The 17,602-nt window shown below is 61.9% G+C and carries 14 protein-coding genes; 6 read left to right on the forward strand and 8 right to left on the reverse strand.

Annotated features, from left to right (window positions below; all coding sequences use genetic code 11):
• Positions 1 to 102 precede the first annotated feature (102 nt).
• The gene (locus tag HNP33_RS03150) at positions 103 to 1,623 is read left to right on the forward strand and encodes an acetyl-CoA hydrolase/transferase family protein (RefSeq protein ID WP_184705170.1); all 1,521 of its coding nucleotides are present in this window, start codon (positions 103 to 105) and stop codon (positions 1,621 to 1,623) included.
• A 223-nt stretch (positions 1,624 to 1,846) separates the two neighbouring features.
• Entirely contained in the window at positions 1,847 to 3,148 is a 1,302-nt protein-coding gene (locus HNP33_RS03155) for an MFS transporter (protein WP_184705172.1), read from the forward strand.
• A gap of 243 nt (positions 3,149 to 3,391) precedes the next feature.
• Here the strand turns inward: HNP33_RS03155 and HNP33_RS03160 are convergent, their stop codons facing one another.
• Positions 3,392 to 4,369 (reverse strand): YihY/virulence factor BrkB family protein, encoded by a 978-nt coding sequence (locus HNP33_RS03160; RefSeq protein ID WP_184705174.1) that lies wholly within the window; start codon positions 4,367 to 4,369, stop codon positions 3,392 to 3,394.
• Between the two features lie 66 nt (positions 4,370 to 4,435).
• Positions 4,436 to 6,043: an Ig-like domain repeat protein gene (locus tag HNP33_RS21265; RefSeq protein ID WP_184749438.1), complete on the reverse strand. Its 1,608-nt coding sequence runs from the start codon at positions 6,041 to 6,043 to the stop codon at positions 4,436 to 4,438.
• 572 nt (positions 6,044 to 6,615) lie between these two features.
• Here HNP33_RS21265 and HNP33_RS03170 point away from each other — a divergent pair.
• Positions 6,616 to 7,404 (forward strand): LytR/AlgR family response regulator transcription factor, encoded by a 789-nt coding sequence (locus tag HNP33_RS03170; protein ID WP_184705178.1) that lies wholly within the window; start codon positions 6,616 to 6,618, stop codon positions 7,402 to 7,404.
• A 176-nt stretch (positions 7,405 to 7,580) separates the two neighbouring features.
• Here HNP33_RS03170 and HNP33_RS03175 read toward each other — a convergent pair whose 3' ends face one another.
• From HNP33_RS03175 to HNP33_RS03195, 5 genes are all read right to left on the reverse strand, one after another.
• Positions 7,581 to 9,314, reverse strand: coding sequence for an acetyl/propionyl/methylcrotonyl-CoA carboxylase subunit alpha (locus tag HNP33_RS03175; RefSeq protein ID WP_184705180.1), 1,734 nt, complete (start codon positions 9,312 to 9,314; stop codon positions 7,581 to 7,583).
• Positions 9,315 to 9,319: 5 nt separating this feature from the next.
• Complete coding sequence (locus HNP33_RS03180; RefSeq protein WP_184705264.1) at positions 9,320 to 10,933, reverse strand: carboxyltransferase domain-containing protein; 1,614 nt, start codon at positions 10,931 to 10,933, stop codon at positions 9,320 to 9,322.
• A 26-nt stretch (positions 10,934 to 10,959) separates the two neighbouring features.
• On the reverse strand, positions 10,960 to 11,730 hold the full coding sequence (locus tag HNP33_RS03185) for a LamB/YcsF family protein (RefSeq protein WP_184705266.1): 771 nt from the start codon (positions 11,728 to 11,730) through the stop codon (positions 10,960 to 10,962).
• Positions 11,731 to 11,834: 104 nt separating this feature from the next.
• Positions 11,835 to 12,791 carry a DUF979 domain-containing protein gene (locus HNP33_RS03190; protein ID WP_184705182.1) on the reverse strand — a complete coding sequence of 319 codons (957 nt, stop codon included), beginning with the start codon at positions 12,789 to 12,791 and terminating at the stop codon, positions 11,835 to 11,837.
• Positions 12,788 to 13,528: a DUF969 domain-containing protein gene (locus HNP33_RS03195; RefSeq protein WP_184705184.1), complete on the reverse strand. Its 741-nt coding sequence runs from the start codon at positions 13,526 to 13,528 to the stop codon at positions 12,788 to 12,790. The genes HNP33_RS03190 and HNP33_RS03195 overlap by 4 nt, the downstream gene beginning before the upstream one ends.
• A gap of 318 nt (positions 13,529 to 13,846) precedes the next feature.
• Between HNP33_RS03195 and HNP33_RS03200 the strand changes: the two genes are divergently transcribed.
• The 3 genes from HNP33_RS03200 (at position 13,847) to HNP33_RS03210 (ending at position 16,512) form a co-directional block, all read left to right on the forward strand.
• On the forward strand, positions 13,847 to 14,521 hold the full coding sequence (locus HNP33_RS03200; protein WP_184705186.1) for a GntR family transcriptional regulator: 675 nt from the start codon (positions 13,847 to 13,849) through the stop codon (positions 14,519 to 14,521).
• A 7-nt stretch (positions 14,522 to 14,528) separates the two neighbouring features.
• Positions 14,529 to 15,359, forward strand: coding sequence for a helix-turn-helix transcriptional regulator (locus HNP33_RS03205; protein WP_184705188.1), 831 nt, complete (start codon positions 14,529 to 14,531; stop codon positions 15,357 to 15,359).
• Positions 15,360 to 15,498: 139 nt separating this feature from the next.
• The gene (locus HNP33_RS03210) at positions 15,499 to 16,512 is read left to right on the forward strand and encodes an MBL fold metallo-hydrolase (protein WP_184705190.1); all 1,014 of its coding nucleotides are present in this window, start codon (positions 15,499 to 15,501) and stop codon (positions 16,510 to 16,512) included.
• Here the strand turns inward: HNP33_RS03210 and HNP33_RS03215 are convergent, their stop codons facing one another.
• A complete protein-coding gene (locus HNP33_RS03215) occupies positions 16,513 to 17,577 on the reverse strand; it encodes a homocysteine S-methyltransferase family protein (RefSeq protein ID WP_184705192.1) in 1,065 nt (354 codons plus the stop codon).
• Positions 17,578 to 17,602 lie beyond the last annotated feature (25 nt).

The following is a 17,602-nucleotide window of genomic DNA, read 5'->3' on the forward strand; positions in this document are numbered from 1 at the left end:
AAAAGACAATCGTTTCATAGGCAACGACTGCTAAGATTTGCGCGCTTTTGCGGCACCATGCCGTGATACCCCCAGAAAACAAAAACTCCGTATTGGATCCCCATGTCGTTGAATGACCGTGTGCGCTACAGCGCCTTGCATGCCCGCATCATGTCGGCCGAACAGGCAGCCGCCCTGATACCGGCAGGAGCCAATGTGGGCATGAGCGGCTTTACCGGCGCAGGCTATCCCAAAGCCCTGCCGCAGGCCATTGCAGCCCACGCGCAGGCCGAACATGCCGCAGGCAGGCCTTACAAGATCAATGTCTGGACAGGCGCCTCCACCGCAGCCGAATGCGATGGCGCACTGGCCCAGGCGCATGCCATGGGGCAGCGCCTGCCGTTCAACACCGATCCAGTCGCGCGCAAGGCGATCAATGCCGGTGAAATCGACTTCATCGACATGCATCTTTCGCATGTGGCGCAGCATGCGTGGTTCGGCTTTCTGGGCCACATGGATGTCGCTGTGGTCGAAGTGCTGGGCGTCACCGCCGATGGCTTGCTGATTCCATCTACCGCCGTGGGCAACAACAAGACCTGGCTGGAGATTGCCGACAAGGTGATCCTGGAAGTGAACACCAAGCCGTCCGCCAAGATGGAAGGCATGCACGATATCTATTACGGCACGGCCATTCCGCCACGCCGCGTGCCAATCAACATGACCCACGCCGACGACCGTATCGGCCAGCCCTATCTGCAGGTAGACCTGAACAAGGTGATTGCGGTGGTGGAAACGCACAAGGGAGACCGCGACAACGTGTTTGCCGCGCCCGATGCCAACTCCAACACCATTGCCGCGTCGATCATCGATTTCCTCTCGCAGGAGATGAAGATGGGCCGCCTTCCCAAGGAAATGCTGCCTATCCAGTCCGGGGTTGGCAATGTGGCCAATGCGGTGCTGGCAGGCCTGCTGACCGGGCCTTTCGACAACCTGCTGGGCTTTACCGAGGTGCTGCAGGACGGCATGCTGGATCTTCTGCGCTCGGGCAAGATGAGCCGGGCTTCCGCCACCGCGATTTCGCTGTCAAACCGTGCGTACCAGGATTTCGAGGACAACATCGATTTCTACCGGGACCGCATCATCCTGCGCCCGCAGGAAATCTCCAACCATCCCGAGCTTGTGCGCCGCCTGGGGGTGATTGCCATGAACTCGATGATCGAGGCCGATATCTATGGCAACATCAACTCGACCCATGTGATGGGTTCGAGCATGATGAACGGGATTGGCGGCAGCGGCGACTTTGCCCGCAACGGCTATCTGTCGTTCTTCGTGACACCTTCGGTCGCCAAGGGCGGCAGCATCTCCTGCATCGTCCCCATGTGCTCTCACGTGGACCACACCGAGCACGATACGCAGATCATCGTTACCGAACAGGGCCTGGCCGATCTGCGCGGCCTCTCGCCCAAGCAACGCGCCAAGGTCATCATCAACCAATGTGCCCACCCGGATTACCGCCCGATGCTGCACGACTACCTTGATCGCGCAATGAAGCAATCGGCCGGACTGCACACGCCACATATCCTGACCGAGGCCCTGTCGTGGCACCAGCGCTATCTGGATAGCGGCTCCATGAAAACCGCCTGATCAGACACTACGCACCCCCGCCCCGCCAGTCTCTGCTGCGCGGGGCTTTTTCTATCTGTCTCCGAGGCAATTGCAGCACCAGTGGGCGAGGTGCAAAATGGCGGCGTTCCATGATTATGAATCATGGAAACCAGCATCTACGTATGTTATATCTGCGCATGCAGCTATGAAAATCGTAGCAATTTATCCGAATTCCTCATATATAACAGCATCGGAGACCAACATGGACACCCTGGAACAGCGCACCATCTCCAAGATGAGTTGGCGGTTACTGCCACTGCTCATGGTCTGCTACTTCATCGCCTATCTCGATCGCGTCAACATCGGCTTTGCCGGGGCCAGCATGTCCAAGGATCTGGGGTTTACCGCCGCAGTCTTCGGCAGCGCAGCGGGCATATTCTTCCTGTCATACTTCTTGTGTGAAGTGCCCAGCAATCTGGCACTCGAGAAGTTTGGCGCTCGCAAATGGATCGCCCGCATCATGTTCACCTGGGGCATTCTGTCCGCAGCGCAGGCCTGGGTGGGGGGCGCCACCAGTTTCAACGTGGTTCGCTTTCTGCTGGGCATTGCCGAAGCAGGCTTCTTCCCTGGGGTGATCTTCTACATCACCCTCTGGTTTCCCGCCGCCTATCGCGCGCGCATTGTGGGCTGGTTCATGTTTGCCATCCCCATCTCCACCGTGATCGGCGCCCCGATTTCCGGCTTCATCCTGGACATGGATGGCTTGGGCGGCATGCATGGCTGGCAGTGGCTATTCATTCTGGAGGCGCTGCCCGCCGTCCTGTTGACGTTTGTCGTTCTGTTCTACCTGCCAGATGGTCCGCAAGATGCCAAATGGCTGTCTGCCGACGAGCGCGCCTGGCTGGACAAGACCCTGACCGCCGAGCGCCAGAACCGTGAATCCATCCACCACATCTCCTGGAAGCAGACCTTGCTCAACCCCAAGGTGATCGCGCTGGGTTTTGTCTACATGGGCATCACCGTGCCGCTGTACGGCCTGGGCTTTTTCCTGCCGCAGATCATCAAGGGCTTTGGCGGCCTGTCCAATGTGCAGATCGGCTTCATCAACGCCTTCCCTTATCTGGTTGGCGCCATCGCGATGATCTTCTGGACGCGCGGCTCCGACAGAATGAAGGAGCGCAAATGGTTTGTGCAAATCCCTCTGCTCTGCATCGTTGCTGGCCTGTTGATCGCAGCCAACACCTCCGCGCCCGTGCCCAAGATGGCGGCCGTCACCTTGGCCGCCTTTGGAATCTTCAGTGCGCTGCCCACCTTCTGGACCTTGCCTACTGCATTTCTGAGTGGCACCGCCGCAGCCGCCGGGATCGCCTGGATCAACTCCATTGGCAATCTGGGAGGCTACATCGGCCCCACCATTTTCGGCAGCCTCAAGGACAAGATGGGCAATGATGTGTATGCCGTGATGTTCCTCGCATCGCTGGCTGTGGTGGCGTTCCTGCTAGTGCTCTTCATGCGACATGACTCTCGTGCGGAAGGTTTTGAAATCACGGCCCAGCCCCGCTAACCCGGCTCACCCCCAGCGTTCCTGCCATGCGCCTTCGGGCGCTTTCATTGGCCACTGGCGCACGAAGAGCCGCCAACACAACCCAGCAAATCGTAGATTTGCGGTTGAGACGAGGCGCCAGGCCGCGTCAGGCGAAGCTGCAGGCAGTACAGACGTACGACAAGGCTGGGCGCCCCCGGCTGGGCACCCCCGGCTAGGCGCCCCCGACGAAGCAACGACGTATCAAGGGTTGTGTTAGCGGCTCTAAATCTGAAAATCCACCGTCGCAGCCTGCCCGGCGGGTGGCCGCGATGTATCTGCGGCATCGGCAGCCGGGTCTGCCTTGCCATGCAGTGCAATATCGGCATTGTCCAAGGCGCGCGCGCAACTAGCGCCGAATAGCAGAATCGCGGATGAGAAATAGATCCACATCAAAAGAACCACCAGCGAACCCGCCGCCCCGTAGGCAGACACCACGGCTGCGGTGGACAGATACCAGGCCAGCACCTGCTTGCCAATGGTGAACAGGAACGCGCCAATACCAGCGCCGGCAATCAGATAGCGCAACCGTGGCTTGTCGCCCGTGCCGATGCGCATCATGCCAACGAACAGGGTCACCGTGATGACGAATGAGACCGCCTCGTTGACCACTCCCATCAACAGGCTGGGTGCCTGCATGTGCAGCACCGTTCCGGCCCATTTGGTGGTGACGCTGAGCATCGTGGTGATCACCAGAGAGATGAGCATCAAAAAGCCCAGCACCAGGATGTAGCCCAGACCGCGCAACCGCTGCATCAGTGAGTACCACCAGGGCGTGCCGCTCTTGTCCACATCCTGCCCATGGTTCCACAGCCGCTCCAGCGACGTCTGCAACTCCACAAACACGCCGGTAGCACCAGAAAGCAGCATCACAAAACCTACCGCCGAGGCAATGAGGCCCTGTGATTTGGTCTGCGCACTCTGCAGCGCGCCGCGCACCACGCCCGCCACTTGCGTGCCCATGACGGATTCCACCTGGTGGATCAGCGTGGATTCGATGTATGAACGGTCCAGCCACCAGCCCAGCAGCCCCACAATCAGCAGCAGAAGCGGTGCCAGGCTGAGCATGCCGTAAAACGACATGGCTGCGCTCATGCGCAAGCCATCGGCCCCGAGCCACAGCTGGGTCGCGTTGTAAAAGGGTTCAAGCGGATGTAAGCGCCTGGTCAATCGCTGCCAGGCCGGTTGTGGCGAATCATGCATCCCCCGATTCTGACGCGGCGGCCCCACTCCACTGTGTCAGCAATCGGCCATAGCTTGCTCAAATACTCAGGTTCTGCGGCGCCATGCCATGCCCAGCAAGCCTGCCAGCACGCTCAGCAAAGCGAGGGCTCCCGCCGACAACACCGGAACGCCCACGGGCGCTGACGGTGCAGAGCCATCCTGCACCACCACGCTCAAGGGCGTCAGCGTTTCACTGGGGGCATTCTCGGCATCACCGGTGTAGCGTGCGGTAAGCGCATGGGTGCCTACTGCCAGACTGCTGACCGCCAGGGAAGCCGAACCATCGACCCCGAGCGGCGCACTGCCAACGGGCGTGCCATTGTCACTGAAGGTGACTATGCCTGTGGCGACCGCCTTGGCTTCCAATGCCTTGCTTTCGGGAACCTGGGCGCTCTTGGGCTTGGTGGCCACTGTGGCGCGCAAAGTCAAGGGCCTGCCCGCGACGATGGGGTTGGGTGTGGCTGCCAGCGTCAACAGGGTGGGCACCTGTTCCGCAGACGAGCATGACACCGCGATATTCGTGACATTCGCGCCGCTGATCGTGCCGCTGCCCTGGGCTACGCTGCATGTCTGCGCTGGCGAAGTGGGTTGCGCCAGCACGGTGACCGCATAGGCCGCCGCATTGGCAAGCGGCGCTGGAAAGGTGACGCTGCCGTTGGCGCTGACGGGCAGCGTCTCCGCACTGTGGCTCTCGCCCAGCACCAGGCCTGTGCCAGTCAGGCCCGATACGGTACCACCCACGGTGTAGCGGCTTGGTGCAGCCGTTTCGCTGACCGACATGCGGGTACTGACAGTGACTGAATCACCGGGCGCCAAGGTTCGTGTCCATTGCAGCGCGCCCCCGTTTTCATCGCAATTGGTATCCACACGGTTTTCGAGCTGCGCGCGGTCGATCTGTCGCCATATGGAGTTGAAGTAGCCCGCGAAATAGGCGTCAGGAGGAGTCTGCGGTGCCAACAAGATGGTGTGCGGCGCCACATCATCAGGGGCGGGGCAGCCACTGGTGCCACCGGACGTGCTTGCGCCCTGCCCTCCAGGGCTCGTGGTGGCGGCATCCAGATAAGGCCGTGTCTTGCCCTCGCCGATGGGTGATGCCAGCGCCGCGCCCAGCATGATCTGGGCCGCCCGCGTGGTGCCAATGCCCGCCGCATTGGCGAGCGTCAGCGCCTTGGTGAAATGGCGAGTGCCATTGACATACTGCACCGTGAGTGTTGCACTGACCCCGGTATTGCCTAGGTCACTCTTCACCGTCACCGTGAATGGATCAGCAGCGGTACCGCTGCCCGAGACGGCGCTCAGCGAGCGCGGTGTGTAAGGCGTACCCGTGAGCGTGAAATCGGTAATGTGCGAGCCGATATGTTGCGCAAAATCCGGCTTGAACAGCGCCCCGGGCCATGCAACGATGAAGCCCATGTCGGCAGTGCCATCCACCACAGTGTATGGCTGAACCAGGCCTCTGTCATGTACATCGCTGGCGGTGATCTGGAACGAATTGTCCTCGCCCACCCTGATCTGCAGGGGCGAGCCGGGAATGGTGACAGACGGTGTGGTCGCCGCAATGGCGAGTACCGGTAACACTGCTTGAACAAGAAGCAGCCCCTTGGCAGCAAAGCGGCGTGCAATTGCGCTGCAGACCACCGGAATATTGATCACGGGGCCGAGCAGCCCGGCTGCCTTTTTTTCAGCGGAATGCGCCGTAGATTTCGCACGGGGCTGCACGACGACGCAAAGGGGTCGAGAAGAGAGAATCGAAAGGCGCACAAGCTGTCTCCAAAAGACTCGAAAATGGGTGATCTCCGAAAGCATAGGAGGCTTTTCCTGGTGCATGGCGCACCCGATATGCGAGCCGCTGGCACAGGGGGATGAAGTGCAGTGATTTCGACGGATGACTGAAAAAAGCCGACGAGCGCCATTGGGCGTATCTTCTAATTTCATGTCCTGAATGACCCCGCCCCTGTCAGCCTGCAGGTTCGTCAGGCCTTGGTGCTGCCGAAGGCGCCATCCGCCCACCGCTTGACATTCACACCATGGCAATCTTTAGTGTGACTCCACTTCCCCCAAAGCGCTTGCAGAATGCTTTCTCGTTCTTAGCGCCTTGGATACCTCGTTGCACCGACTTGTCATACTTGTGCAAAGGACAGACATGAACCTGGCAAACCGGCAGAGAGAAAGTTCTGGCAAGCAAGGCGCTTTCCGCGTCGATATCGGCCGCCCTGGACAATCGCATGAAGCAGTTTGATGTGCTGGTGGTCGATGATGAGCCGCTGGCCCGGCGTCGGCTCCAACGCATGCTGCGCCAGCTGCCATGGGTTGGAACCATCGGTGAAGCGGCCTCCGTCACCCAAGCCCTGCAATGGCTTTCGCAGTCACAGGCGCATGTCTTGCTGCTCGACATCCAGATGCCGGGCGGCAGTGGGTTCGACCTGCTGCGGCAGTTGCCCGAGACCGAGCCACTGCCAGCGGTTGTCTTTGTCACCGCCTTTGACGACCAGGCACGCCGCGCCTTTGACGCCAGCGCAGTCGACTACATCACCAAACCCATTGAGCCAGGGCGCTTTCTCCTCGCGATGGAGCGCGCCCGCTCGGCGAGCGAATTGCGCAGCAGCGCGCAGAGGATTGCAGAACTCGAAGAGGTCGTCGCCAATCTCCGCCGTGCGGCGACCCCGCCCCTGCCGGGCCTGACCGAACTGTGGGTCAAAACCCAGGGGCAGTATGTGCGGATTGCAGTTGCCAGCATTCTGCGCGTACAGGCCGAACGCGACTACGCTCGCATCCATGCGGATGGGCGGGAGTTTCTGTACAACGCCAGCCTGTCCGAGCTGGAGCGCGAATTGCCGCAGCAGGAATTCATCCGCGTTCACCGCAGCACCTTGGTGCGCGTGGATGCGGTCACCCGCGTGGGAGTGGGCGCATTTTCATCGCTGACCATCGTGCTTTCCGATGGCGCCATGGTGCGGGTGGGTCGCACCTACACCTCCTCCGTCAAGGCACAGCTGCTACAGCGTTTACGATAAGGGTGCAGCCATTCTTACCAAACGACAGCGCGTCGATCTTGCCAACCGGGCATTCCTCATGAGATAGCAATGCGCGCTGCGCCCTTCAACACGTCTGCCGCAGGCACTTTCCAAAAGCAAAAGCAAGGGCCTGTTCACACGTTCTGCGTGAACAGGCCCGTCGGCCCAGACAAGGCTCAGTCGATACGTGCAATCACCGCGCCTGCCGCCTGGTAGCTTCCAGCCTCGGCCTTGAAGCTGATGCGGCCCGCGCGAGGCGCGTTGACCTGCATTTCCATCTTCATGGCCTCCATCACGGCGATCAGATCGCCTTGCTGCACGGTGGCTCCATCGGTTACCTTCCAGGCGGTCAAGGTGCCTGCCGATACGGCGGTCACTGCATTGGCATCCGCCTCTTCCTGTGGGGCCGCATAGGCGGCTGCGGCATGGCCAGCAACAGACAGGCCCGACAACAGCGATGCGGGCAGCCCCAGCATCACGCGGCGACCATCCAGCTCAATCGCCATGCGTTGCAGGCCGCTGCTTTGCACGGGCTGCGGACGGTTCTCGGGCTGGGCATCCCACTGTGGCATCAGCTGGGTTTCAATCCAGCGGGTGTGCACGCCCATGTGCAGACCGTTCACGAAATCGTCGTGCGCCATCACCGCCTCATGGAAAGGCAGCACTGTGGGCACGCCCTCGATCTTGAACTCCTTGAGCGCGCGGCGCGCACGCTGTACGGCCACTTCGCGCGTCGGCCCCCAGACAATGAGCTTGGCCAGCATCGAATCAAACTGGCCTGCCACCATCGATCCGCTTTGCACACCACTGTCCACCCGCACCCCGGGGCCTGACGGCGCATCAAAGCGCGTCACCAGGCCAGGCGCAGGCAAGAAGCCACGGCCCACGTCTTCAGCGTTGATGCGGAACTCAAACGCATGGCCATAGGGAGCGGGCACGCTCGTGTCCGCCAGCACCTCGCCTTCAGCCACGCGGAATTGCAGGCGCACCAGATCGGTGCCGGTGGTCTCCTCCGTCACGGGGTGCTCCACCTGCAGTCGGGTGTTGACTTCGAGGAAGGAGATGGCGCCGCTCTGGCTGAGCAGGTATTCCACCGTGCCCGCGCCCACATAACCTGCGGCCTGGCAGATCTCGCGTGCTGACTGGTGGATGCGCTCACGTTGCACATCGGTCAGAAACGGCGCAGGCGCCTCTTCCACCAGCTTCTGGTTGCGGCGCTGCAGCGAGCAATCGCGCGTACCCAGCACCCGCACATTGCCATGCTGATCGGCCATCACCTGCGCTTCGATATGGCGCGGCTTGTCGAGAAACTGCTCGACAAAGCATTCGCCACGGCCAAAAGCGGTGACCGCCTCACGCACGGCAGCGCCGTACAGCTCATCAATATCGTCGGCCTTCCACACCACCTTGAGGCCTCGGCCACCGCCGCCAAAAGCAGCCTTGATGGCTATCGGCAAGCCGTGTTCGCGCGCAAAGGCATGGACTTCAGCCACATCCTTGACGGGCTCCGGCGTGCCGGCCACCAGAGGAGCGCCCACGCTGAGCGCCAGCTTGCGGGCTTGCACCTTGTCGCCCAACTGCTCGATGGCCGAAGGGGGTGGGCCCACCCAGGTCAGGCCCGCGTCGATCACAGCGCGGGCAAAGCTGGCGTTTTCGGACAGAAAGCCATAGCCAGGATGTACCGCGTCTGCCCCGCTTTGGCGCGCCACGGCGATGAGCTTGGCGATGTCGAGGTAGGTATCGGCCGGGCGCTGGCCCTGCAGCGCATAGGCCTCATCAGCCATGCGTACATGCAGCGCGTCGATATCGTCGTCGGCATACACGGCCACACTCTGCAGGCCATGGTCGGCACAGGCACGGATGATGCGGACGGCGATTTCGCTACGGTTGGCAATCAAAACTTTTTTCATGGCTTCTATCCTTGAATATCTGCAAAAGGCTGCAGCACATTGAACTGCAGCCATGCGCCCACAGGCACCTGGCCTGCCAGGTCGAGGTGGTGCGAGGCAACGCAGGCGATCACGGGGTAGCCGCCCGTCAGCGGGTGGTCTGCCAGAAACAGCACCGGCTGGCCGCTGGCGGGTACCTGGATGGCACCGAGTGCCGTGCCTTCGCTGGGCAGCTCCTGCGTGATGCTGCGGGCCAATGCTTCATCGCCAGCTAAACGCAGACCCACGCGGTTGGACTGCGGTGTGACCTGCCAGCGTTGCGCTGCAAAGCGCGCTACCGACTCGGAGGTGAACCAGTCGGTACGCGGGCCCATCACCACATCCAGCACCACGGTGTCGCCACCCCTGGGCAGCACGGGAGGCGCCATATCTGGAGCCTGCACAGCGCCGTTGTGCTGCGCATCGCCAATGGCCAGTTGCATGCCGGGGACCAGCGCGGGTGGGCCAATACGGGCCAGGGTGTCTGTACTGGCACTGCCCAGCACCTGCTCCACCAGCCAGCCGCCGCGCACGGCAACGTAACTGCGCAAGCCGGTCTCGGGCTCGCCCAGTTGGATCAGATCGCCATCGTTCAATGCAATGGCCGCATTGCGCGCAGCCTGCCATGCCGAGCCGTCGCTGGTCTTGACGGTGAGCGGGCCGGTGGCACCCGTTACGGCTACCACGGTGGCGCCTACGCTCTGCAGCTGCAGGCCCCCGGCCACGGATTCGAGCACGGGCAAGCGGGCATCGTTGCCCAGCAAGCGGTTGGCACGGCGCATTGCCCCCTGGTCCAGAGCACCTGCGGCCGACACGCCCTGGCCCGCCTGGCCAGCGCGGCCCGCATCTTGCACCAGGGTCTGCAACCCTGCTGCGCGCACCTGCATGGCAACGTTGGTTTTGCTGGTGGCTGGTGCTTTGCCCGCGCCAATCTCAGAAGGGCATTTGTCTGCGTTGTTTGCGGATCGGGCACCAGCGATTTCTTTTTGTGCCGCAGCATCGACAAAGCGCACACGCATGCCCGGCTGGAGAAGCGCGGGTGGATCGCGCTGCAAATCCCACATGGGCACATCGGTGCGGCCCAGCAATTGCCAGCCGCCTGGTGTGTCGTTGGGATAGACGGCGCTGAACGTGCCCGCAATGGCCACCGAGCCTGCAGGCACCTTGGTGCGGGGCGTGCTGCGGCGCGGAACCTGAAGGCTCGCATCGCCACCCGTCAGGTAGGCAAAGCCGGGGGCAAAACCGCAAAAGGCCACGCTGTAGTCTTCACCGCTGTGGCGGCGAATCAGCTCGGGCACGTCAATGCCCAGCAATTGGGCGACTTCGGTGAGGTCTTCACCGTCGTAATGCACGGGGATTTCAACGCGCTGGCCCGCCACCAGATCCTGCTGGCCCAGCTGGAGCGCATCGATATGGCGGCGCAGCGCAGCGGCGCTGGTCTGCCAACGGTCGAATTCGATCAGGATGGTACGTGCCGCGGGCACCAGCTCGCGCACACCCGCTGGCACCTGGGCCTGCAGCGCTGACAGCAGATCAAGGGTGTGCGCCAGATCCTGCAACTCCACCAGCAGGCTCTGGTCGCTCACCGGCAGAAAGCGCATACTGCGCGTTGTAGAGGCGGCCACGCTCATGCGGCCGCCTTGTCCATGAAGGAGCGAATCTGCACGCCGGAAGCCTCCAGGCGCTCGCGCACCGCGCGCGCCATGGCCACCGCGCCCGGGCTGTCGCCATGCACACAGATCGAATCCGCCTGCACCCGCACCACCGAGCCATCGTTGGCCTGCACAGTGCCTTGCTGCACCAATTGCAGCATGCGTTGCGCCACCAGCTCAGGGTCGTGCAGCACTGCGCCCGGTTCGCGGCGAGACACCAGGGTGCCTTGCGGCGTATAGCCACGGTCGGCGAAGGCTTCGGCAATGGTGGTCAGCCCAGCGTCCTGCGCCCACTGTGTCAGGGGCGATCCCGCCAGTACCACCAGCGCCAGATGACCGCCGACGGCTTGCATGGCTTCGATGACGGCTGCAGCCTGCTTCCTGTCCTGCGCAATGGTGTTGTAGAGCGCGCCGTGGGGCTTGACGTAGCGCACCGTGGTGCCTGCGGCGGCTGCCATGCCTTGCAGGGCGCCAATCTGGTAGATCACATCTGCCACCAGATCGGCATGGGCCACATCCATGTTGCGGCGGCCAAAGCCGACCAGGTCGCGGTAGGCAACATGCGCACCCACCACCACGTTGTTGGCCTTGGCCTTTTTCAGGGTTTCCAGAATGCCGGCGGCATCGCCTGCATGAAAACCACAGGCCACATTGGCACTGCTGACAATGGAGAGCATGGCGGCATCGTCGCCCATGGTCCAGGCGCCAAGGCTCTCTCCCAGGTCACTGTTCAAATCCATGGTCAGGGACATCGCGTTTCCTTTCAGTCTTTTGTAGAAGGTGAACCGGCGCCGAGCTGCAGGTGCTCCTCGTGGGGATCATGCGCCAGGTTCTGTAAAACCATGCTCTTTTAACGGAACATCAGGAAATTGAGCAAGAAGACGTTGCAAATCAGAATGCCCAAGGCGGTAGGAATTTGGGCCTTGATCACGGCATTACGATCGGGCAGCTCCAGCAGCGCAGCAGGCACGATGTTGAAGTTGGCTGCCATTGGCGTCATCAAGGTGCCGCAGTAGCCCGAGAACATGCCGATGGCCGCCATCACGGCAGGATCACCGTGGTACACGTTCACCAGGATCGGAACGCCAACGCCTCCTGTCATCACCGGGAAGGCGGCAAATCCGTTGCCCATGATGATGGTGAACAAGGCCATGCCCAGCACGTACACCGCCACGGCCACAAAGCGCAGATCCATGTTGATGTAGGTGGTGGTGACATGTGCCACGGCCTTGCCCACGCCTGCGTCAGAGAACACCAGGCCCAACATGCCCAGCATCTGCGGCAGCACCAGAGCCCAGCCCATGGCGTCGATCAGGCGCCGCGATTCGCGCAGGCCCTGGGCAGGCGTCTCCCGCGTCATCCAGCACACCAGCGCCAGGCCGATGATGCAGCCCAGCGCCAGGCTCACCAGCGTGGCGTTTTTGGGATCAATCAGAAAATCACCGGCGATCTTGAAGTCCTTGAGCAGCACACTGCCGATCACCGTGACGATAGGGATTGCCAGGGCCGGAACAAAAAGCTTGTTGCCCAGACGCAATGCGCTTTCCTGGTTCTGCGCCTCGGTGCGCATCTGCGGCTTGCCGCCGCCCACGCCCTTGACCAGCACGATCAGCGCCAGCACGATCACGCCAACGCCCACCACCTCGGGCGGCATCTTGTCGCCCAGCAGGAACATGATGGCATACACGCCCCAGAACAGACCTGTCGTCCAGCGCTTGGGGTTGGTGGCATCGAGAAAATTGAAGACAGCGGCGCAGGCCATGATGAGGCCTGCCAGCCAGTACACCTGGGTGATGCTGAAAATCATGCTGCACCTCCTTGCGACTGGGCTTTGCCAGTCTGGGCAGCATCTGCACCGGCCATTTCCTTGGCAATCGAATGATCCAGACGGTACAGACGGTAGGAGTGGATGATGAATGCGCAGATGGCGGTAGGAATGCCCCACAGCGCCACGTGGATGGGCTCCACATCGATACCGGCTTCATGGAGGAACGTGGTCATCAGCACGATCGCGCCAAAGGCCACGAAAATGTCTTCGCCGAAGAACAGCCCGACGTTGTCCGTCGCCGCGCTGAAGGCGCGCAAACGGTGGCGCAGGGTTTCGGGCAGCTTGCCATAGCGCGTCTCGGTTGCGCCTTCAGCCATAGGCGCCAGCAACGGGCGCACCATCTGCGGGTGTCCGCCCAGGCTTGTCAAACCTGCGGCAGCCGTCAATTCACGCGCAGCCAGGTAGACGATCAGCAGTCGGCCTGCAGTGGCCGACTTGATGCGGCTGATCCAGTTCTGCGCGTGTTGGCGCAGGCCATGGCGTTCCAGCAGACCGATCACCGCCAGCGGCAACACCAGAATGAGCGGCAGATTGCGGGTTTTGACGAAACCCGAACCCAGTGCCGCCAGGATTTTCTGCACTGGAAATCCGGCCACTGCGGCCGTGACCAGCGCGGTCACCACGACCACGACAAAGGGATTGAACCGCAGGATGAATCCCACGATGATGACGGCCACCCCGACAAGGGGCCAAAGGTTGACGATAGTGCTGTCCATAGAGAACCCACAGGTTTGTTATGTGTTCGGCACGTCACCCAAAGCATCGGGTGAGCACCACTTTTTTGTTCAACAACCAATGGATAAGGACAGTGTCAAATTTATGTTTGTTGAACAATTTAAAAGTTTAGCCAAACAAAACGCAGATCAATGACCGGGTAAACCCGTATCTTTGTGTGACAAACAAGGGGCATCGGGCATGGCTTTCACTCGACGGTGGCGGTCAGTACCGATCAACGCAGTTCCTTGCCAGCCGTTGCGCCGACCGTGGCCCCGCTATCATCGTCGGCAACGACTTCTACCAACCCACACCCTGCCATGACTACTGCTGCGCCCACCCTGTCGCTCAACGACCGCGTTGCGGACCAGATCCGCGAACGCATCGTGCGTGGCGAGTTCCAGCCCGGCGCCAGACTGTCCGAGGTGGCGCTGAGCGAAAGCCTGGACATCTCGCGCAATACCTTGCGCGAAGTCTTCCGCCTGCTGAGCAAGGAAGGGCTGCTGCGCCACGTGCCCAACCGGGGCGTGTTCGTGGCCATTCCCTCCATGGCATCGATCATGGACATTTACCGCGTGCGCCGCATGATCGAATGCCAGGCATTGGCACAGGCGATTCCGCAGCACCCGGCACGCAAGGAAATGCGCGAGGCGGTGGATGCACAGCGCGCGCTGCGCGCCGCGGGCAAGTGGGTGGAGGTAGGCACTGCAAACATGCGCTTTCACAAAGGCGTGGTGGCCCTTGCCGACAGCGAGCGGCTCAACACACTGTTCTCGCACCTGCTGGTGGAGCTGCGCCTGGCTTTCGGCATGCTGAGCGATGCCGAGTTTCTGCACGCCCCCTACATCGACATGAACGCCTCCATGCTGGAGCGCTTTGAAGCTGGTGATATGAAACGGGCCGCTGAAATGATGCACGACTACCTCACCCATTCCGAGCGCGTGGTGCTGAGCGTGTATGCACGGCGCATGAGCGACGCAGGGATGGAACTGTAAGCCCATCATGGATAGCGCAGCAGCGTCTACCGCCCTGATGGCTCAGTTGGAGGCTTTGGCCGACTGCCCGCTCGCCGGTGAATGCCTGCATATCAAAGCCCAGTTGCCACACACGGTGAAATCCGTGCAGGTTGAGCGCCCCCTCTTCGGGCTGGTACTGCACGGCACCAAGCGCCTGTCAACCGGCCAGCAAGCTGTGCAATTGCGCGCTGGCGATGTGTTTCTGGTGACGGGCCGCTGCCACATCGATGCCCATAATGCACCAGACCCGGTCAGCCAGCGCTATCTGGCCATCACCTTGAACCTGTGCGACGAGGTGCTGCACGCGGCCCGTATTCTGTGGGCACAGCCTTTGCTGCCAGACGATACACAGCTGATTGCGCTGCCAGCGGGCTCGCTCGCTGATGCGCTGCATACATGGAGCAGCGCGCTTCTACAGGGCCACTATGAACAGGCCCGCGCCGCCCTGGTGCAGATGGTGATCTGGCTGTGCCGTCAGGGCCACCATGCGTTGCTGGCACCACCACCGCCTCGCCTGGCCGATAGCGTGCGACAGCTGATCGCTGCGGCTCCAGCTCGCCCCTGGCTCTCCAGAGACGTGGAGGCCGCGCTTCACCTCAGCGGCGCCAGCCTGCGCCGCCATCTGGCAGCCGAAGGAACCTCGCTGTCGCAGGTACTGCGCGATGCACGCATGGGCCATGCATTGGAGTTGCTCTACACCACAGCCTTGCCCATCAAAGCCGTGGCGGCGCGCGCGGGCTACCAGTCCGTGCAAAGCTTCAACCGCCAATTTGAGGCACGCTACCAGCTGCGCCCCGCCGATATCGGCAACCACTGAGGTGTTGTAAGCGCTTGGCTTACCCAAGCACGCTCTGCAGAGGCTTTCCAAGACTGATCGGTGTGAGCGCCATACGCCACAGCTTGAGCGCCTGAAATACGCCGCCCCAGGCACCATCAAGGCTTATCAGGAGCCATTGATGCCAAACCCTTCTCTCATTTCTCGCTCCATGCGCAGCGCCGCTCTATGGGCTGCCTTGGCCGGTAGCAGCGTCTGTGCATGGGCCCAGGCCGCATCGCCTCTTGCACAGGCACCGGGCTACTATGTGCAGAACATCGGCCAGATGCAGGTGCTGGCGCTGTTCGACGGGGTCGTCTCGCTGCCCCAGCAGCAACTCAAGCAGATTGCGCCGGCGCGGGCGAACCGCTTGCTGCAGCAGCACTATGTGCCACAAACCCCCGAAGGCCTGCAGACTGCCGTCAACGCCTATCTTGTGCAACGCGGCACGCAAACCTTGCTGGTAGATACCGGCACCGCGCAATGCTTCGGGCCTCAACTGGGCCAGGTGCTGACCCATTTGAAAGCTGCAGGCGTCTCTCCCGCTGCGGTGCAAGACGTTCTGCTGACGCATGCGCACCCCGACCACCTGTGCGGTCTGTTGGATGCCGATGGCCAGATGGCCTACCCCAATGCCCGGGTCTGGATCCAGCAGGAAGAACTGGCCTACTGGCAGGATCCTGCGGTTGAGGCCAAAGCCACGGACTTCTTCAAACCCTTGTTCGGCATGGCGCATCGCGCGCTGGCACCATACCAGCAGGCGGGCCGCATCCACCCCTTTGGCAGCAGCGATGCACTGCCCGATGGTGTACGTTATCTGCCTGCTGCTGGCCACACCATAGGGCACAGTGCATTTTTGGTGGATGGCAACGCCAACGGCGAAGCCGATCCTCGCCTGCAACTGCTGCTGTGGGGAGATGTGATGCACTACCATGCGGTGCAATTCGCCGATCCCAAGGCCACTTACGAGCCTGACCAGAATTACGCGCAGTCCGTGCGCACCCGCCGCCAGTTGCTGGAGCAGGCTGCCTCACATCACTGGTGGCTGGCAGGTGCGCACCTGCCTTTTCCCGGAATGGGACACGTGGGCCGTGAAGGCAAGGCCTACCGCTGGGTACCAGCGGAGTACACCCCCATCAAGAACAGCGCACGCTGATCAGGCTTCTGCGGGGTAGAACAGGCGGCGCGTGGCCGTTGCCTGTACCGCCTTGGCAATGGCACCAATGTGGTCGGGCGTGGTGCCGCAGCAGCCGCCCACGATGTTGACCAGGCCTTCGGCGGCAAACTCGTGCACCAGGCGGCTCGTGATCTCCGGCGTTTCATCAAAGCCGGTATCGCTCATCGGGTTGGGCAGGCCTGCATTGGGGTAGCAGCTGATGAAGGTATCAGGCGCTGCCTTGGCTAGCTCTTGCACGTAAGGGCGCATCAAGGTGGCGCCCAATGCGCAGTTCAGACCCACCGAGAGCGGATTGGCGTGGCGCACGCTGTGCCAGAAGGCCGTCACGGTCTGCCCCGACAGGATGCGGCCCGATGCATCGGTCACCGTACCGCTGATCATGATGGGCAGGCGCTCGCCGGTCTGCTCGAATGCCTCGTCCACCGCAAACAGCGCGGCCTTGGCGTTCAGGGTGTCGAAAATCGTCTCCACCAGAATCACATCGGCACCACCCTCGATCAGCGCCAGCGTCTGCTCAAGATATGCCTGGCGCAGGGCTTCAAAGGTGACGTTGCGCGCACCAGGGTCGTTCACATCGGGGCTGATCGATGCGGTCTTGGGCGTGGGGCCCAGGGCGCCAGCCACATAGCGCGGATGGTCTGGCGTGCTGTATTTGTCGCAGGCAGCTCGCGCCAGTTGCGCGCTCTTGAGGTTCATCTCATGGGCCAAATCGGCCATGTGGTAATCCTCTTGCGCAATCGTGGTGGCTCCAAAGGTGTTCGTCTCGATCAGGTCTGCGCCTGCGGCCAGGTACTTCTCATGGATATCGCGGATCACATCGGGGCGGGTGATCGACAGCAACTCGTTGTTGCCCTTCACATCGTGGGCAAAGTCCTTGAAACGCTCGCCTGCGCCATCCGCTCCGCGATAGCCTTCGCCCCGGTATTGGGCTTCTCCAAGCTTGAAGCGCTGGATCATGGTACCCATAGCGCCGTCAAGGATGACAAGGCGCTTGGCAAGGGTGGCGGGCAGTTCTTTTGCGCGGGTGTAGGCAGGCTGTTGCATGGTGGCAATTGTACGGTTGGCCTTC

Origin of the sequence: Comamonas odontotermitis, assembly GCF_014207855.1 — a bacterium.
Classification (GTDB): domain Bacteria; phylum Pseudomonadota; class Gammaproteobacteria; order Burkholderiales; family Burkholderiaceae_C; genus Comamonas; species Comamonas odontotermitis_A.

Excerpts from the sequence above, each read along its gene's own strand:
- HNP33_RS03170 (WP_184705178.1), top strand. The coding sequence starts at position 6,616 with ATGAAGCAGTTTGATGTGCTGGTGGTCGATGATGAGCCGCTGGCCCGG.
- HNP33_RS03210 (WP_184705190.1), top strand. The coding sequence starts at position 15,499 with ATGCCAAACCCTTCTCTCATTTCTCGCTCCATGCGCAGCGCCGCTCTA.
- HNP33_RS03195 (WP_184705184.1), bottom strand. The coding sequence starts at position 13,528 with ATGGACAGCACTATCGTCAACCTTTGGCCCCTTGTCGGGGTGGCCGTC.
- HNP33_RS03160 (WP_184705174.1), bottom strand. The coding sequence starts at position 4,369 with ATGCATGATTCGCCACAACCGGCCTGGCAGCGATTGACCAGGCGCTTA.
- HNP33_RS03155 (WP_184705172.1), top strand. The coding sequence starts at position 1,847 with ATGGACACCCTGGAACAGCGCACCATCTCCAAGATGAGTTGGCGGTTA.
- HNP33_RS03150 (WP_184705170.1), top strand. The coding sequence starts at position 103 with ATGTCGTTGAATGACCGTGTGCGCTACAGCGCCTTGCATGCCCGCATC.
- HNP33_RS03190 (WP_184705182.1), bottom strand. The coding sequence starts at position 12,791 with ATGATTTTCAGCATCACCCAGGTGTACTGGCTGGCAGGCCTCATCATG.
- HNP33_RS03200 (WP_184705186.1), top strand. The coding sequence starts at position 13,847 with ATGACTACTGCTGCGCCCACCCTGTCGCTCAACGACCGCGTTGCGGAC.
- HNP33_RS03205 (WP_184705188.1), top strand. The coding sequence starts at position 14,529 with ATGGATAGCGCAGCAGCGTCTACCGCCCTGATGGCTCAGTTGGAGGCT.
- HNP33_RS03215 (WP_184705192.1), bottom strand. The coding sequence starts at position 17,577 with ATGCAACAGCCTGCCTACACCCGCGCAAAAGAACTGCCCGCCACCCTT.
- HNP33_RS03175 (WP_184705180.1), bottom strand. The coding sequence starts at position 9,314 with ATGAAAAAAGTTTTGATTGCCAACCGTAGCGAAATCGCCGTCCGCATC.
- HNP33_RS03180 (WP_184705264.1), bottom strand. The coding sequence starts at position 10,933 with ATGCGCTTTCTGCCGGTGAGCGACCAGAGCCTGCTGGTGGAGTTGCAG.